The sequence below is a fragment of the Microcoleus sp. Z1_A1 genome, assembly GCF_036700305.1.
Taxonomy (GTDB): domain Bacteria; phylum Cyanobacteriota; class Cyanobacteriia; order Cyanobacteriales; family Microcoleaceae; genus Microcoleus.
Genome location: NZ_JAUBOR010000004.1, coordinates 130,948 through 148,696, shown reverse-complemented (window position 1 = coordinate 148,696; position 17,749 = coordinate 130,948). Strand labels below are relative to the sequence as shown.

Annotated in this window: 16 protein-coding genes; 6 read left to right on the top strand and 10 right to left on the bottom strand. The window is 44.3% G+C overall.

Annotation, left to right across the window (positions count from 1 at the left end; translation table 11 throughout):
- Positions 1-31: 31 nt before the first annotated feature.
- The 4 genes from QT973_RS04165 to QT973_RS04150 all read left to right on the top strand — a co-directional run bounded on the left by QT973_RS04165 (position 32) and on the right by QT973_RS04150 (position 3,784).
- Complete coding sequence (locus QT973_RS04165; RefSeq protein ID WP_333053009.1) at positions 32-1,672, top strand: 2-isopropylmalate synthase; 1,641 nt, start codon at positions 32-34, stop codon at positions 1,670-1,672.
- 142 nt (positions 1,673-1,814) lie between these two features.
- On the top strand, positions 1,815-2,615 hold the full coding sequence (locus QT973_RS04160) for a class I SAM-dependent methyltransferase (protein ID WP_333053011.1): 801 nt from the start codon (positions 1,815-1,817) through the stop codon (positions 2,613-2,615).
- Between the two features lie 393 nt (positions 2,616-3,008).
- Positions 3,009-3,323, top strand: a complete 315-nt coding sequence (locus QT973_RS04155) for an antitoxin family protein (protein WP_333053013.1) — start codon at positions 3,009-3,011, stop codon at positions 3,321-3,323.
- On the top strand, positions 3,317-3,784 hold the full coding sequence (locus tag QT973_RS04150; protein ID WP_333053015.1) for a type II toxin-antitoxin system VapC family toxin: 468 nt from the start codon (positions 3,317-3,319) through the stop codon (positions 3,782-3,784). Before QT973_RS04155 ends, QT973_RS04150 begins: the two co-directional genes overlap by 7 nt.
- 219 nt (positions 3,785-4,003) lie before the next feature.
- On the opposite strand, the gene hisC is transcribed toward QT973_RS04150, so the two are convergent.
- From hisC to QT973_RS04130, 4 genes are all read right to left on the bottom strand, one after another.
- The gene (hisC, locus tag QT973_RS04145; protein ID WP_333209728.1) at positions 4,004-5,050 is read right to left on the bottom strand and encodes a histidinol-phosphate transaminase; all 1,047 of its coding nucleotides are present in this window, start codon (positions 5,048-5,050) and stop codon (positions 4,004-4,006) included.
- 75 nt (positions 5,051-5,125) lie between these two features.
- Positions 5,126-5,839, bottom strand: coding sequence for a glycerophosphodiester phosphodiesterase family protein (locus QT973_RS04140; protein WP_333053019.1), 714 nt, complete (start codon positions 5,837-5,839; stop codon positions 5,126-5,128).
- On the bottom strand, positions 5,836-6,690 hold the full coding sequence (locus QT973_RS04135; RefSeq protein ID WP_333053021.1) for an alpha/beta hydrolase: 855 nt from the start codon (positions 6,688-6,690) through the stop codon (positions 5,836-5,838). Before QT973_RS04135 ends, QT973_RS04140 begins: the two co-directional genes overlap by 4 nt.
- Before the next feature lie 177 nt (positions 6,691-6,867).
- Complete coding sequence (locus QT973_RS04130; RefSeq protein WP_333053023.1) at positions 6,868-8,169, bottom strand: esterase-like activity of phytase family protein; 1,302 nt, start codon at positions 8,167-8,169, stop codon at positions 6,868-6,870.
- A gap of 33 nt (positions 8,170-8,202) precedes the next feature.
- Here QT973_RS04130 and QT973_RS04125 point away from each other — a divergent pair, with 33 nt between their 5' ends.
- Positions 8,203-9,525 carry a tetratricopeptide repeat protein gene (locus QT973_RS04125; protein ID WP_333232037.1) on the top strand — a complete coding sequence of 441 codons (1,323 nt, stop codon included), beginning with the start codon at positions 8,203-8,205 and terminating at the stop codon, positions 9,523-9,525.
- A gap of 70 nt (positions 9,526-9,595) precedes the next feature.
- On the opposite strand, the gene QT973_RS04120 is transcribed toward QT973_RS04125, so the two are convergent.
- Positions 9,596-10,117, bottom strand: a complete 522-nt coding sequence (locus QT973_RS04120; RefSeq protein WP_333053027.1) for a GNAT family N-acetyltransferase — start codon at positions 10,115-10,117, stop codon at positions 9,596-9,598.
- Between the two features lie 446 nt (positions 10,118-10,563).
- Between QT973_RS04120 and QT973_RS04115 the strand changes: the two genes are divergently transcribed.
- The gene (locus QT973_RS04115; RefSeq protein WP_333390679.1) at positions 10,564-12,618 is read left to right on the top strand and encodes an ABC transporter ATP-binding protein; all 2,055 of its coding nucleotides are present in this window, start codon (positions 10,564-10,566) and stop codon (positions 12,616-12,618) included.
- Positions 12,619-12,902: 284 nt separating this feature from the next.
- Here QT973_RS04115 and QT973_RS04110 read toward each other — a convergent pair whose 3' ends face one another.
- The 5 genes from QT973_RS04110 to QT973_RS04090 form a co-directional block, all read right to left on the bottom strand.
- Positions 12,903-13,121: a hypothetical protein gene (locus tag QT973_RS04110; protein WP_333053030.1), complete on the bottom strand. Its 219-nt coding sequence runs from the start codon at positions 13,119-13,121 to the stop codon at positions 12,903-12,905.
- A gap of 142 nt (positions 13,122-13,263) precedes the next feature.
- The gene (locus QT973_RS04105) at positions 13,264-14,481 is read right to left on the bottom strand and encodes a DNA double-strand break repair nuclease NurA (protein WP_333053031.1); all 1,218 of its coding nucleotides are present in this window, start codon (positions 14,479-14,481) and stop codon (positions 13,264-13,266) included.
- 414 nt (positions 14,482-14,895) lie between these two features.
- Entirely contained in the window at positions 14,896-15,690 is a 795-nt protein-coding gene (locus tag QT973_RS04100; protein WP_333053032.1) for an HAD hydrolase-like protein, read from the bottom strand.
- Between the two features lie 230 nt (positions 15,691-15,920).
- Positions 15,921-16,655 (bottom strand): DUF928 domain-containing protein, encoded by a 735-nt coding sequence (locus tag QT973_RS04095; RefSeq protein ID WP_333260147.1) that lies wholly within the window; start codon positions 16,653-16,655, stop codon positions 15,921-15,923.
- Between the two features lie 283 nt (positions 16,656-16,938).
- On the bottom strand, positions 16,939-17,679 hold the full coding sequence (locus tag QT973_RS04090) for a DUF928 domain-containing protein (RefSeq protein ID WP_333053034.1): 741 nt from the start codon (positions 17,677-17,679) through the stop codon (positions 16,939-16,941).
- Positions 17,680-17,749 lie beyond the last annotated feature (70 nt).

The window sequence follows — 17,749 nt, the reverse complement described above, 5'->3', positions numbered from 1 at the left end:
GTAAAAATCAGGAAAACACTTTTGTAGAGCTATGAAAACTCAACCAAGTCAAGACCGGATTATTATTTTCGATACGACTTTGCGGGACGGAGAACAATCTCCGGGTGCATCTCTGAATGTGGATGAAAAGCTGACGATCGCCCGCCAGTTAGCGAGATTGGGCGTAGATGTGATTGAAGCGGGTTTCCCTTTCACCAGCACGGGAGATTTCGAGGCAGTCCAAAAAATAGCCCGATCGGTTGGCACAGAAAATGGGCCGACAATTTGCGGTTTAGCGAGGGCGAGAAAGGAGGATATTAAAACAGCAGCCGAGGCTCTGAAACCCGCCGTAAATTCGCGAATTCATACGTTTCTGGCTACGTCCGATATTCACTTGGAGTATAAGCTGAAAAAGACGCGGGCTGAGGTTCTGGAAATAGTGCCGGAAATGGTGGCTTACGCTAAGTCTTTTGTGGATGATGTGGAGTTTTCGCCGGAAGATGCTTGTCGATCGGAACCGGAGTTTTTGTATCAGGTTCTAGAACGGGCGATCGCAGCGGGTGCGACTACTGTTAATATTCCCGATACTGTCGGCTATACGACTCCGAGCGAGTTTGGGGCTTTGATTCGCGGAATTAAGGAAAATGTGCCGAATATCGATCGCGCAATTATTTCGGTTCACGGTCACAATGACTTAGGATTGGCTGTTGCTAACTTTTTGGAAGCTGTGAAAAATGGCGCCAGACAGTTAGAATGCACGATTAACGGGATTGGCGAACGGGCGGGAAATGCAGCTCTCGAAGAGTTGGTAATGGCGCTTTACGTGCGGCGCCAATATTATAATCCGTTCTTGGGCCGGCCTGCGGATTCTGAGGAACCGCTGACAAATATTGACTCGCGCCAAATTTATAAAACCTCGCGGTTGGTTTCCAATTTGACGGGGATGTTGGTGCAGCCAAATAAGGCGATTGTGGGGGCAAATGCTTTCGCTCACGAGTCGGGAATTCACCAAGACGGAGTGCTGAAAAATAAGCGGACATACGAGATTATGGACGCTGAGTCGATCGGCTTGACTGAAAATCAAATCGTCTTGGGCAAATTATCCGGCCGTCACGCATTTCAGACTCGCTTGAAAGAGTTGGGTTTTGAAATGGCCGACGATGAGCTAAATAAGGCTTTTGTCAAGTTCAAAGATTTAGCTGACAAGAAAAAAGAGATTACTGATTGGGATTTAGAGGCGATCGCCAATAACGAAGTGCACCAAGCACCGGAACTATTCCGGTTAGAATTGGTGCAGGTTTCCTGCGGCGACAAATCTCGCCCGACAGCAACTGTCACTGTGCGGAATCCGGCGGGCGAAGAATTGACCGATGCTGCGATCGGCACTGGGCCTGTGGATGCGATTTACAGGGCAATTAACCGGGTGGTAAACGTACCCAACGAGTTGATCGAGTTTTCTGTACAATCGGTAACAGCAGGAATTGATGCGATCGGCGAAGTAACAATTCGCTTGCGCCACGAAGGCAAAGTATTTTCCGGTCACTCAGCAAATACCGACATTATCGTAGCCTCCGCAGAAGCATACATCAGCGCTTTAAATCGCCTGTATCAGGCATTGCAGCATAGTGCTGAAAAATCCTCGGAACAGCCAAATCTGATCAGAAATGAAGTTGTTGCAAAAGCACAGCGCTGATAAATTTATTGTCAGCCATTTTTCTTGAAACCAACCGCAGACGAACCCAGATCGAAGCAGATAAATCTCAATTAATCTGCCTTAATCCGGGTTTATCTGCGGTTTAAAATTACTTTTTTTACTAATAACCAAATCTTGAAAAATGCAAGACGAAACCTTAAAAAAAGAGCGGCAATTCCACGATGCTTGGGCATCCACAATCGATATTGACGGCATTCAAGTCAATGATTACTTTGAAGCTTGTACCGCCCCAGAAAATAGATTTATCGTCCAGCAAATGGGCGATATTACAGGCAAACGCCTGTTAGATTTAGGCTGCGGCGCGGGAGAAAACAGCGTTTATTTTGCTAAAAAAGGCGCGCATTGTGTGGCTGCCGACTATTCCCAGGGCATGGTAGACGTTGCTCTGAAATTGGCAGAGAAAAACGGCGTCAAAATAGAGGGCTGCACTGTAAATGCAATGGCGATGGATTTCCCGGACAAGAGTTTTGATATTGTTTACGCTTCTAATTTGCTGCACCATTTGCCGGAACCGGAAAAGGCAATTCGCGAAATGCACCGCGTGCTAAAACCGGGGGGAAAAGCTTGTTTTTGGGACCCGATGAAGCACAATCCCGTGATTAATGTTTACCGCAGAATGGCGACTGAGGTGCGGACGGAGGATGAAAGTCCTTTGGATATTAATATTGTGAAAATTGTTCAATCTTTGTTTTCCGAGACGGCTTACGATACGTTTTGGCTGACATCGCTGTGGATTTTTTTGCGCTTTTATTTGATAGAAAAAGTGCATCCAAATGAGGAGCGTTATTGGAAAAAGATTATCATTGAACAAGAGAGATTGAAACCGGAATACTCTCGATTGGAAGAGTGGGATAGCTTTTTGAAGAAGTTGCCTTTGATGAAGCGCTTGGCTTGGAATTTGGCTGTGGTGGCAACGAAGTAAGACGATTTTAGATTTTAGATTTTGGATTTTCGATTAAAGAATCGGGAATGACTGATGATATCAGTGGTAGGGTGCGTCAGTTTTGAGATTTTAAATCAGCGCCGAAAGTATTATTCTGACGCACCATTTGTTGTCAGGTGCGTCAGTTCCGAGATTGTTTGTTTGGAGCAAAAATAATCACAACTGACCAATAATTTCTTGATGGTACAAGCCCCCGCATTTATCCGTGGAATCAATCCAAAATCGAAAATCGAAAATCCTCAAGCCCCCGCATTTATCTCGCGCAAGTCAATTCTTTAATCTAAAATCTAAAATCTAAAATCGATTGACGCACCCTACTGAAAACTCTAAAAGAAGTACAATAAGTCAAAGCATTTAATTAAGAGGCTAATTATGCCAGAAACTATTACTGCTATCTACGAAAACGGGGTTTTGCGTCCCCTGATTCCTTTGTCATTGAATGATGGGGAAACTGTGCAAATCACAATTGTAGCGGAAGTTTCGCAGGAAGAACTCAAGGGCGATCGCGAAAAGTCGATGATTAAGATGCTTGTAGAGGGGGTGCGTTTGCCAAAGAAACAGGGTAAGCTCGATCGGGCAGAATTAATCAAGCGCGCGCAGCAGTGGCGCGAATTGATGCAAAAAATGGAACCGCTACCAGGTAAGCCTATTTCAGAAATCGTTATCGAGGATCGTGGCCCGTGGTAAATGCTTATTTTCTGGATACTAGCGCTTTAGTCAAACGATACGTGCCTGAAAAAGGCAGTGAGTGGATTTTATCGATTACCGATCCTGCTACAGATAACCATTTAGCTATTAGCCAGATTACTTGGGTGGAGGTACACAGCGCTTTTGCACGCCGTCTGCGGGATAGAAGTTTGTCTGCGGAGCGTTTTGATTTAATTGTGCAAAAAGTTAGGGAGGATTTTGAAAATGAATACCGAGTCATAGATGTCGATCAAACTTTGATAGAAACAGCCACCGAATTGGTGATGCAACATCCACTGCGGGCTTATGATGCTGTGCAATTGGCGGCTGCTTTGCGCGTTCAATATATTTTAACATCCATACCAGAAACTCAACTAATTTTTGTTTCGGCGGATAACAGATTGCTGGATATTGCTCGTTCGGCAGGGTTGGCGACGGACAATCCTAATAATTATCCGTAATCAAGCTGTTTGTAGTGAGGAATGCCAGTCCTCATACAGCGGATTCCAGGTTTATAAAGTACACCCCAGAAACCGGGTTTCTTCTGGATTTCTCGCCAGAAACCGGTTTTATTCAAGAAACCCGGTTTCTCTGTACTTCACTTACCTGGAAAGTGCTGTATCATAAAATTTTGAGGACTGGCATTCCTCACTACAAACTAATTTTAGTGCGATCGCTCTTTATAGGATTTCTTTCAAAGTTTTAACTAAGATTTGATTCTGTTCCTCCGTACCTACACTAATCCGCAATTTGTCTTCTAATCGGGGCTGATTGAAGTATCGAATCAATATTCCCCGTACTTTGAGTGTTTGATAAATTCTTTCTGCATCGCCGTTTGGTGGCCTAACTAACAAAAAGTTGGTTTGCGAGGGCCAAACTTCAAAGCCTAATTCCTGGAAGCTAACGGCTAGTTTTGCTCTGGAAGCCTTAATTTTTTCGGCGTTGGCTATTTTGTGGTCTTGATCTGCGATCGCCGCTGCCCCCACTGCATAGGCTAAAACATCTACATTATAGCTGTCTTTAATTTTATTTAATTCAGCCAGCAGCGCCGGATTTGCTATGGCCAAACCCAGCCTCAATCCTGCGAGGGAATAACCTTTTGAAAGCGTTCTCAAAACTATAACATTACTGTACGTTTCTGTCAAGTTCAAAGCATTTTCTTCGGCGAAATCTACATAAGCTTCGTCGATGACAAGAATGCCCGATAACTCTTTAGCTAGTTTCTCCAAATCTGCCACAGATAGGGCTGTTCCCGATGGGCTGTTTGGCGAAGCTACAAAGGTTACTGCCCCTCTGGCTGCTATTAATAAATCGACTGGTAACTTGTAGTCGTCGGGATAAGGAACTTCGACAAATTCTGCCTCTTGAATTTCTGCCAAAGTGCGGTACAATACATAGGTAGGCGCGGGACAAACAATCTGTTTCCCAGATTCGCCGACAGCGCGAACTATCAAGTTTAATAAATCATCGCTGCCGTTACCTACCGCAATCCAATCGTCAGGTACTCCTAAAACTTTACTAGCAGCAATGCGGAAACTTTTGCCCGTTGGATCTGGATAGCGCCGCAGCATTTCTCCGTCTATTTCCTCAAGCACTTTTAAGGCTTTGGGAGAAGGCGGATAGGGATTTTCATTAGAATTTAATTTAATAATTTTTGTGCCTAGCGGTGGCTGTTCTCCCGGCACATAGCCAGACATTTCGTGGATGCTTTTGCGAAAGTAATTCATCTATATAATTGAGTTTTGTGGAACGTGCCGGAGAGCCCGTTCTTGATAATGGTGCAAGATATCAAGTTAAACAAATTATATCAAACAATTAGTGACTATCCGCGTTATACCCAAATCAATTAACTTTTGCATATCCGCTCGATCGTCCACCGTCCAGGCTACAATGTCAACTCCCTGACTCCGGCTTTCTGGAATTAGTGCGGGGTTTTCCAGCAACACGCGGTACTGGCTGCTAATCAAATTATCCTGATGCGCCACAGCTTGAGCAAATTGAGTTTTGTATGCTTCTAGATTAGCAACAATGTGTCCGATCGCCAAATCGCCAGATAGCCGCCGCACTTGTTCCAGAAATCCATCGTTAAAGGAGGTAATAACGCATTTGTGTTGGATTTCTTCGCCCTTCAAAGTCTTGACAAAATCCGCGACATCTGCATCCGACCACTCGCAGTGCGGCTTGGCATCAAAGTAAAGAAATTTGTCAACATTTTTGAGGATAGCTAATGATTCTTTTAAGGTAGGAATTTTTTGTTGTGAAAATTCATCGCTAAACCATTTTCCCGCATTAAGTGTCTGCAATTGAGACAGGGTTGTTTCCCTAACTTTGCCAGAAACTCCAGTGATTCTATCTAATGTGGCGTCGTGAAAAATCACTGGTACGTTGTCGGCGGATAGCTGGATGTCAAATTCGATCGAATGAGCTCCACGGGCGATCGCCAGTTCAAAAGCTGCTAAAGTATTTTCGGGGGCGATCGCCGAAAATCCCCGATGTGCGATAATTTCTACATTCACTGTCTTGTACCCTCTAAAAAATCTGCCACAGTTTGATTAAAAGTTTCCGGTTGAGTCAAAAAAGACCAGTGATTCCCCGGTACTTTTGCAACAGTAAGATTTTTCAAATATCTCTTGTATGGCTGCATTTGCCAAGCCATGCGATTTACGCCTTTTTCCGGCTGTACAAACAAAGTTGGGATCTCAATATTTTCAGTTAAACCGGCAACTTTCATCACTTCTGTAAATATCTGATTTCTGGCTGTAATCGCAAATTTACTGCCCCAATTTCCGTCGGATTTTGGTTCGATTTGCTGTTGGAATACCATTTGCTGCACATCACTCCAATCTGCGAATTCTCCCGATTGTTTTGCCGCTGCTTCTGCTTGGGATAAAGTCGCAAACGGGCCCACACATTTGAGACAGTCTAATTTTCGGTAAACAATTGGCAGGGTGAGTTTCATCGCGGCGGGCATTTTGGTGATGAAGATGGGGTCTACTAAAATCATACTGCAAAAGCGATCGGGATTTTGCCTCGCCCAAATCGGTGCTAGTTTTCCCGTCCAAGAATGTCCTAAAATGTGGGCGTCTGGCCAGTTGAGATGTGCCATCAAAGCTTCTAAATCTGCGATCGCACTTTCAAAAGTATAGCCTGTTTTCGGTTTGCTACTCTCTCCGTGACCGCGCATATCTGGCGCTACAATATGATAGCGGTTGGACAAGTAATTGCCCAAGTTAGTCCAGACACACGCACTATCTGCTAAACCGTGTAACAGCAGCAAACGGGGAGATTTTTCTTTCCCTGTGTCTGGCTGCCATTCTAGGTAGGAAAGTTCAATGTCTGGTAAGTGCAAAGTATTACGAGTTGGCATAATTAGGGTATTTTATAGTTGGATAAATGTAATTTAAATTTTTTATGAACAGGCAAGATGCCTGTTCCACAAAGAGTGAATTTTTTTGTACGGTTTTCATCAACAGGCAAGATGCCTGTTCCACAAAGAATAAATTTTATTGTGGGGTGGGGTGGGCTTCTAGCCCGCCCTTCTGACTTAACCTTTGCCCTTCAAACTCAACAAGATAAACTGAGTTTTCTGCGCTTCATCAAAATTGTCATCGCTGACCAAAACTAAACTCTGGCTGCCATCTGGCAAGCGCGGGCCGAGGGTCATCCCCTCTAAATTGTACAGCGGAATTCCGAGTTGGCTTAAGTCTAGGAGCAACTTTTTCTTAACAGGTTCGACGGCCACTCGTCCTTTGAAACTCTGGATTCTCGAAGTATCTGTAGCCGCCCCAACCGCTACTTGATAAATCCTAGCGCTGTATCCCGACAGGCCAAAAGAACGTTCTAAACTCAGAATCTGACCGCCACCGATTGTCACTAATTCTGTTAAACCGTTCAAAATAGTCATGGGAACCTGGTCTAGTGTGTAAAGATTTTCTGAGACTAATTGCGGCGTTTTATCGACGATGATATAATGTAAAAGACGAAGTTTGCTTGCCTGTTCTGGGTCTAAATCTTGCATTAACGGGGCTTCCGTAGCTGCGAACAAACGAAACGGGTCTAGACCGCCTGGACTAAAGGTTTCTGGGTCGATAGTTAAAGATTCAAAACCTAAATTGTCCACCACTCCTTGCTGCTGTTTTTCATCGCTGGCATCGGGAATATAGCGCTTTGGTATCGGCAAATTTCCCCGCATTTGCCCGGTTTTGAGGTCAAATTCTCCGAGAAAAGGAGGGATGCCCACATGAGTAACGCCTTCGCTGGCGACAAATATTGAATTGCGGGGAGAAAGGGCGATGCCTTCGGGATTTATGGAACCCCAAGAGAAGGTTTCACCGTCTGATTTTTTGAGGGAGGTAACGCCGTCAACGGTAACTTTTTTCAGGCGAATATTTGCTGGGTCACTTGATGTGAGGTCGAGTCGGAGACTGTAAAATCTCGCTTCTCCGTTTTCGCTGGGGTCGTCGGAAAGAGCGTAAAAGCGATAAGCTTTGGAAGTGACTTCGCTAATACCTTTGGGATCGTAGGTAATTCCTGACAAACCGCCGACGGGTACTCCTTCAAAATTCATTTTTGGCAATTCGTACTCGCCCAAAAATTCTAGGGACAATTCTGGAAAAGAGCGGTCTTTTGCAACTGCGGGAGGGGGGGCGCAAGCTGTGCAAACAGTTAAGAGAATTAGGGCTAGACTAAATAAGCGTAAAATGCGTTGGCGAAGCCCGCCCCTACGGGGGCTACGCCAACGAAGAGGATCGCCCAGCGTCTTTAAATCCCAATAATTGCTCAGTGCGGTGACATTTATTTTGTTGCTCTTGTTGAACTGTTTGCTTTTGTGCCATCTTTGTGACATAATTTATACCGTTTTGTAGATATGCAAAACTTGATGTTTCCAGAAAAGATGCCGAATCGCGGCAACCAAATTTTAAGAATGAGAAGTTCTGTACCAATTGGGTGCTTGCTTTTCTTGTGGCTGTGTGCTGGTTCTATTGCTAGCGCCCAAACTAATCCACCAGCCCTCGATCAATTTTCTCCTAATCCTCTAGAAATTACCACACCCGATCCCCTAGCTCCTGCTAACGAATCTTTGAGCAGCACTCAGCGGGACGAACTGACAGCGGCTTTGGAAGAGTTAAACTTAGAAGCAGCGACTAAACTGCAAGCTGGAGACGGCGCGGGTGCTTTTGAAATTTGGTTCCGAGAATTGCGGCTGCGGAGGTATCTGGGCCCGGCGGCGGAAATTGCTGCTTTGAGTCGGGTGGGAAGTGTTGCTTGGAGTAATGGTAAAAACCTCGAACTACAGCTTATTACCAAACGGTTGCAAGCAATTCAAAAAGAAGTCAAATCCCAAGTACCACTTAATACTGAGTTGCTACCCGCCTTCGCTGCGGCTTTTCAGCAGGTGCGCGCTAAAGGGCCGACTGTAGAAGTTTACCAAGAAATTCTCGAAAATGCGCGCCAAAACCAAGATATATTGGCCCAAGGTCAGATTTTAAAGGCGATCGGGCTAATTCACATTAATTGGTTGAGTTACGATAAAGCTGCTCCCGTGTATGAGGAATTGGCAACTTTAATTCAGGAAAACCGCGATTTATTTGCTGCTAATTCTGCTGTGCAAACTTCTGCTGTTGTTGCGGGAAACGGCGCACCGCCACAGCCTGTAACTCCTCCAACTGAGGTAGATACTCTGAGACAGTTGGCCTATGTTTACCAGCAGTCGAAACAACCCCTAAAGGCGATCGCAGCAAGGGAAAAACTAGCCTCAGTGTATCTTAACTTACAAACTCCCAGCGCTATACCACCGCTCAAAATTGCGATCGCCAGTGATTACCAAACCATAGGTCAAATCAACTTAGCAGCTCAATACTATCAGGAAGCCTACAATTTAGCCGTCCCCATTCAACAGTATGCCCAAGCTAGCGAAGCTTTAGATAAATTAGCATTACTTTATCGATCGCAAAAGCAGTGGGAGCCGACTTTGCGGATTTATCAAATGCAGTTGCTGTTAGAAGAGCGGGCTTACAATTTCTACGGATTGATGAACACTTATGACAATATCGGTCAAGTTTATCAGGAGATGAAGGCTTACGATAAAGCTTTGGAATCCTATCAAAAAGGGTTGGACGTGGCTAAAAAATTGGGACACAGACAAGAGTATTTTGCTAAGAAAATTCAAAAAGTTAACAAGCAGTTGCAAAGGACTTCGTAGTTGTCAGCAGGAAATAATGACAAATTGCAATGTGAGTAATTTAAATGCAGTAAGGTGTGCAACGCACGCCTTACAAAACTACTTTTGCCTGGTAACTTTCTCGCGATATAGAATAATATAGTACATCAGTTTCGTAATAACGAGCATTTTTTTCATATTTCATGCCAACTTTCTGTATTACCCGCTGGGAGGCGATATTTTCTGGGCGGGCGATCGCAACTATTCTCTCCAATTTTAATATTTTAAATCCATAGTTGAGACTAGCAAAAGATGCTTCAGTCGCCAATCCTTGATTCCAATAAAGTTTGTCTAGCGCATAGCCCAGCTCAACTTCCGGTGTCTGATCCAGAAAAGCCAGTCCGCAGCGACCAATCATTTTATGGTCTATTTTATGTACTAAAGCCCACATTCCGAAGTTGTTTTCTGCCCAACGTTTGAGCATAGTATGAATGGCGATTTCTGTTTCTTCTATAGTTTTAACTCCTCTCAAGTATTTCATTATTTCTGCATCACTGTAGATGCGGTACAGCTCATCTAAGTCGTCTGGCGTAAATTGTCTCAGATACAATCGGGCTGTCTCTATTTCTTGCATAAGTTATACCCAAAAAGGCTAATACACTTTCATTGGGACGACGGTGAAATGTAAAATCAATTTCTTCAATGCAGTGAACTGCATTTTGAAAACCCAGCATTTGACACAGTAACTAAAACCAGTGGTCAACTCTATGTCTAAAGGCATAAAGTGGCAAGTAGCGGATATCCGCAATTGTAATAAATATGGGTGACTGAGCGCTGTCAGGTTTGATAATTTGCTGGATCTGCACAATATTTCCTAATTTGACTGACTCTATTTGCTACAATTATTAGTTGGATATATTGTACAGCTTTTTTGCTCAAAGCTGAGCGAACTGATCTCGCCCGCGGGCCCTACAAGCCGCGCAGCGAAAAAAAAGCTCGATATCCTCACAAAAAGCCGCCGAATTTAGCAGCATAATAGCTTCTGCAATCTAAAATCTAAAATCTAAAATCTAAAATCGGATGACTCTTTCCTCACCAGTAGCAGACACCAAAAACAAATCCGGCCAGGAAACAGACTGGCGGTTATTCATGAGGTTGGCATCTTACGCAACCCGCAGCAAACGCTTGCTGATTATTTCGATCGTACTATTAGTACCGCTAGCAGTCTCAGGAGCAATTCAACCCATTCTCATCGGACAGGCAATTTCGGTAATTCGCTCGGAACCTACCTACGAATTCTTGCGGGGAGTGCCTCTATCTGCTGCATTGAATATTTTGGCAGTTTTGCTCATGCTAACTATAACACTTAGATTAGCACTGCAATCACTTCAAGGCTATTTAGTCACGAAAGTAGGGCAAATAATTACTACAGATATTAGAAATGATTTGTTCGCCCACGTCACATCGCTAGCAGTGAGATTTTTCGATCGCACTCCTGTCGGTAAATTGATGACTCGCCTCACCAGCGATGTAGAAGCTTTGGGAGAGGTTTTCTCTTCAGGGGCGATCGGCATTGTCAGCGATTTATTTTCAATTTTAGTAATTGCCATTTTCATGTTTACTATGCAGTGGCAACTAGCTTTAATGTTGGTGCTGATGATGATACCAATTACCGCTGTCATAGTTTATTTTCAGTACCAATATCGCATAGCAAATTACAATACCAGAGAAGAACTTTCCGAACTCAACGCCCAACTGCAAGAAAACTTGACTGGTATTGGCGTAGTGCAGCTATTCCGCCGCGAAAGATTCAACTCCGAATTGTTTCGTGTCACCAATAAACGGTACATTAAAGCAGTTGACAAAACTATATTTTACGACTCAGCCGTATCTGCGACATTAGAATGGATTGCTTTAGTGGCGATTGCAGCAGTTTTGTGGATGGGCGGCCAAAGGGTTTTAGCGGGTAATCTTAACTTCGGTACTCTCTCGGCATTCATTTTATTTGCTCAGCGTCTCTTCGATCCGCTGCGGCAATTTGCGGAGAAATTTACCGCGATTCAAGCAGGATTTACCGCTGTCGAACGGATTAGCGATATTCTCAACGAACCGATCGAAATTAAAGATCCAACTAGCGGGAAGAAGGAAGGGCACAACACGGATTTTGACACGGATACACGGATGTTTGAAGCCAGAGGGAAGAGGGAAGAAGGAAGAAGGGCAGGTTATTCACCGTTGTTGATAACTGGACATCCAGAGTCAACGGCTTACAACTTGTCTCCGTTCGATCGAGAATTGCCAGATAATCATCAAAATCCAGCAAGTTCCGAATATCGTTTAGTGCCTAACAATCCCAACCCCCCGAAGCTTAGGGGAGGAGAAAATGCCAAATGGCATAATTCAGAATCGGGAGAAATCCAATTTGACAACGTGTGGTTTGCTTACAAACAAGACGAATATGTCTTGCAAAATCTCAATTTCACCATCAAATCCGGCGAAAAAGTAGCATTAGTTGGCCCCACCGGTGCGGGCAAAAGTTCGATTATCCGTCTCCTGTGCCGCCTTTACGAACCTAGCCGAGGACGGATTCTGGTTAATCATGTGGATATTCGGGATTTGCCTCAAGCAGAGTTACGCAGGCACATAGGCGTGATTATCCAAGATGGCTTCCTATTTGCTGGTGACGTGAAGAGCAATATCAGCCTGGGAGAAAGTTACTCGATTGAGGAAATTCAAGCAGCAGCAGAAAAGACAAATGTTGCCCGTTTAATCGAACAGTTGCCTCAAGGTTATGATACGCAATTGCGGGAACGGGGAACCAATCTTTCGGGGGGACAAAAGCAATTATTAGCCTTTGCTCGCGCGGCTATTCGCAATCCCAGTATTTTAGTTCTAGACGAGGCAACTGCTAGTTTGGATGTGGGGACGGAAGCTTTAATTCAAGAAGCTCTAGAGCGTTTGATGGCTGACAGAACGGCGATAATTATTGCCCACAGGCTCTCGACTATCCGAAATGTCGATCGTATTTTAGTGCTCAAACGCGGGCAGTTAGTAGAGTCGGGCAGCCACGAAGAGTTGTTGCAGCTAGAAGGGTTGTATGCCAGTTTGTACAAGTTGCAAATGCTGGGAAGTTAATATACTGAGATGTTGCACCCTTCTCAATAAGCTTTTTATGAACAGGCTTTTCGGCCTGTTCCACAAGACAATTCACTCTTTGTGGAACAGGCCGAAAAGCCTGTTCTTGAGAATGGTGCAAGATGTGAGTATATGAAGGAGGGCACGACACGGATTTTGACACGGATACACGGATGAATTATCGATAAGAGGGAAAATTATCCGAATACCCAGATACCCGACTTCTTGAAGAAGTCGGGTATCTAAAAGAATCTAAAATCTAAAATCTAAAATCTAAAATCGGCTCACTTGCCTGAAATTATTTTCCCCAGGGTTTCCGGCAAGTGAATTATATGTTGGAAAAGCTGGTTTGGGCCGATGCCAAACAATAACTGCATCGCCAGCACAATTGCTGCTAAACCAATCGCTGTCCCGATGCTGGCTTTCAATACTTTAAAAGCCCAATTAAAGACTAGCCAAGATACAAGTAAGGAAGCAATTAAGATAATTATTTCTATTGGCATATAACATTTTTAACTCTATTTTAACTCTACATAAATTACGTATCAATACCAAAGAAAGCGGGTTTTTTCTCTGTGTTAAAAGCTCAATTTCAGTATTTCCGTAAAAAACCCGCTTTCTGCGGCCAGGACTGTACTTATTACTTTAAGCAATACTGCCGCGCTTCCGTGTTTCCTTATAAGAAATTCCGACATTTTTTAAGCCGGCTTTAATCATTTGCTGCTCTAACAAAGCGAAAAAGCGAGTTCGATCGCCCCCCGTGACTACCGCTTGATTGTGAGCTTCTGCTAGCGTCACCGGATACCCGCCGCCTTTATGTACTTGAGCCAGCATCATTCCTAATGCTAAATCTAGCTGTGCTGTATCTTGTGCTACCCATTCCGGCACTTCTATTCTAGCAATTTCTGTGCCAACGTGAACGTAACAGAAATAGACGGAATTAATGCCGTACAAATCTAAAATTCGAGCTTGGGATTTCCACAAAGGGCTTCTTTGTCCCGGTGACAGGATTGTTGCCCACAATATGGCATCCCGCAAGGGTTCAAATTCTTGACAAGGTGCTTTGTCGGCGAAAGAAATTGTGGCGGCAAATCCGACGTTCGGGCAATTTGTCATGCAGTCTGGTACTTCGTGGGTGCAAGCTTCAAACCGCAAAAAAGATAAACTTTCGCTGCTGCGAGAAGCGCTTAAGTATCCTAACAGCGGAATTCCTGCTAAACGCAACTTGTCCCAAGATTCTAAAATTGGCAGCAAAATTTGATCGCGCGCTTCGGTGGGTAACTGTTCCAAAAACCAATAAATCAGGGAACCGTCTACCATTGCTAAAGCTGGCGCGGGCAATTTATTGTCGTTAACTTTTGCCCAATTGCAGCCCATTTCTGCTAAGGCAATTGCTTCGGAAACTGCTCGCCGATATCCCATCCATTCTTCGGTTCTAATTCCCCACTGTCGCGAACCGTACAAGTCTTCGGGTTTGTAGAAAACTTCGGGTACGCTGTCTAAAACTGGGTGGCGACTTTGGCCGTAGTGTAGCATGACTGTGCCGACGTTTAGCAGGTAGCAGTAGGCTATTTCGTGATGGTTGGGGGAAATTTGCGATCCGTCTGTGGCAAAGACTGTGTGAGAGGCGGGGGGTGCGGTGATGTAGGTGCGATCGTCTAAGGGCTCGATCGGCGTGGCAGCATTGAATAAAGTGCGATCGCGCCAATTCTCTTGCAATTCCACCAATTTTTCCTGTTCCGCTGCAGCCTTTACCAGCAAATTCTGAGCCACTTCCAAACGTTGGCGAGCGGCAGCCGCTTCCACATTCAAATGTTGGCTCATTCCCTGCATTGCCTTGGCTGCTTTAGTTAAATCGAGCATGGGTTTTAAGTCTCAATATTAGAAAGCTTTCAAGCTGATAAATTATCAAAACACTTTTCAATTTTTTGGTTCCGAATCTGGTTTTTTTGTGATAGACGCGGTTTAATTAACTAAAACACTTCGTGCGTGCGCGCCCCCAGAAATAGTAAAAAAACCAGGTTTTTGAGGTCAAGAGTACCTGCAATAGTCTAAAAAAAAACCTTTTTTTTTTGTCGATCGGCTTGCTTTTTTGAGAAATTTCTGTTATATTTATCTTATAATGGGATGGTGGCCAAAATATTATTTTTGCCACCATCCCATTATATTAAAATACCATGTCTACGCCGCAAAAGTCAACCAAAAAAATGTAAATTTTTGTGATTTTTTTTAAAATCTGAAAAGCGAAAAAAATCACCACTGTGAACAAATCTAACATCAACAGTCGATCGGCAGCCAATCGGCAAAATCTCCGGCAAACTGCGACAGAGAAAGCAATTGAACTGGTGGATTTTGAGCCACAGATTCCCGTTCTGGCAAAGTATTGTAACCCCAATCAGCCAAAAATAACCTCACCTGAGATAAATCCGGCTGCTGCTTCACCGACAGCAAAGTTTTTAACCTGTCTTCCACAAACCAAATAGTCGAATCTTTGCCAGACGCAGCCAAAAATTCCCGCAAAATTTGGTGTTTCGGCTTGTTGTATTCCTTACCAAAAATTAACTCCTGCGGCATTTGTACGCCTGCTAGCTGCAAAAGTTCCCGCACAAAACGGCCTTCCTTTGTAGTGACGATCGCCACTTTCACAGAACTCCCTTGCAACGAATGCAAGCGATCGGCAACCCCTGGATAAAAGCGGTGCAAAGACAGCCACCCAGATAAATCCTCAGCAATCCAATTATCGCGCAATCCGTCTAACATAGCACCGACAGATTGCGCTTTTAAATTATTTTCGGTCAACAAATACGGTACTATATTGGGCCACTCTAGCAAAATTTGCTCTGGAGAAATTCCTGTCAGCAGTGCGCGGATTAGCAGTGGCATTTCCCAACCGGTTTCGATGGCGGGCCGCACTCGGTAAAAACTCAAAGCTAAATCTGGATCGGGCACTGTTTCGACTGGTTTCCAGATTTGACAGTAGGTACGCCAAGCGGTTTGGAAATATTCGATTAGTCCGTCACAAATCACACCGTCAAAATCAAGAGCTAGAATTGTCGGAAAGTTATTAGCCATCAATCGATTTTAGATTTTAGATTTTGGATTTTGGATTGAAGAATTGAAGAATTGGAGAATTGAAGAAAGCGATATCACTGATGAATCCGGGGACTGGTTATCGGATAGTATTTTTGGGTTGTACCAGGATAAGAACGGGGGCTTGTACCCTGGCTGCTTTCGGTCACTGGATTGAATAATTGAAGAATTGACTATGCAAACACTCAGCAATGATTGGTCAAGAGTCGTTATTAAAAAGACTGAACTAGCGGTTGATCTGCGATCGATTCTAGTCCTTGGGACTGCAACAATTGCGTCCACTCGGTCGTCAGCCGCGAATCATTGGGTGCGAGGCGCCGCATTTCGGCTAGAGTAGCAAGAGTCTCGTACCAAATCCCATTTCTAGCATAAGCAATCACCTTAGCCATAGGGTCGGGATTTGCCAAATCGTTCTTGAGATTTGCCGGGGGTTCAATTCGCTGCATCCATCCTTTAACAATATAATCTCCAGAACGCTCCAGAGGATCGCAGGCTAGTGCAAACGACCACACATATCGCTTACCAACCTCAATATTTTTTGTCTTGTCTTTCTCAGAAAGGCTAACTCCAACAATTCCGGCTTTGTCATTTTTTAAAGTAGTTTCGTAAACTACTTCGGATTCATCTTCGTTTAGCAAAATAAACTCTACTTGAGCCGCTGGTTGAGAAACATATACAAAAAATGTTGGCGACTCTGTTAGCGTTAAACCAATATTGCTTTTAGGTATTAAGGGAGTAATGGATAAACCTTCCCGCAACTGACAGCCTCGATGCGTCCCGCCTTGCCGGTTGTCGGGGGCTGTTACATCGGGAGGTGTGAAATTAACATTCTGACTCAGCAGGATTGGTGCGGGTCCAGCCTGCATCGGTGTCAGCAAACTGGGGAGAGTAACGGCGATCGCCAATACAGTCATCACCAGTGCAGTAAAATTTATAAAACGTTTCATTTTTCCACCAACTTGTAGAAATATTTATAGAGTACATCTCTAATGTTAACCCGGAGTTTTAGCTCCGGGCGCGATCGAGTAAATTTGTCAATCGATTTTAGATTTTAGATTTTAGATTTTAGAGGCGACCCTACGGATAAATGCTCTTTCTTGAGGATTTTCGATTTTGGATTTTGGATTCATTCCACGGATAAATCACGTGGCGGGTACCACATGAAGAAATTCGTGGTCAATTTTCACATCGCCATCGGCCGATCGACAAAACTTCAAGAAATAGCGAGATTTAAAGAGGCGCAACCAGTGGTTGAGCTGCAACTGATTCCAGTCCTTGGGACTGCAATAATTGCGTCCACTTGGCTGTCAGCTTCACATCCCCCGGTGTCTGGCGCCGCATTTGGGCTAAAGTAGCGATAGTTTCGTACCAAATCCCATTTTGAGCATAAACGTTGAGCCTAGTCATGGGGTCGGGATTTGCCAACTCGCTCTTGAGATTTGCCTGCGGTTCAATTCGCTGCACGAACCCTTTAACAACTAAATCCGCAGATCGGTCTTCGGGGTCGCAAACTAGCGAAAATGACCACACGTATCGCTTACCAACTTCAAGGGATTTGTTGTTGTCCACGGTAGCAGGAATAGTAACTCCAACAATCCCAGATTTGTCTAGTTTAAATGTTTTTTCGTAGACGACTTCCTCTTCCTTGTCGTTGAGCACAGTAAACTCTATTTTTGCAGAGGTTTGAGGAACATAGACAAAAATTGTGGGAGAATCCGTTAGGGTTAAACCGATATTAGTTGGAGGTACTAAAGGAGTAATAGATAAACCCGCTGGACAAAGCTTGTTGCCGCGATGTGTTCCTCCTTGTCGGTTGGCGGGGGCTGTTACATCGGGAGGCTTGAAATTAACATTTTGACTCAGCAGAAGCGGCTGGGATTGTGCGCGCATCGGTGCAAGTGAACTGGGTAGGGTAGCTGCGATCGCAGATACGGCGACGGCAAGTGTAGCCCGATGTAGAAAACATTTCATTTTGTTGTACCTTTCACTATAATTGCAAACACAGGCATTCGCTGATGGCGATAAATATTTTTGAGATGCT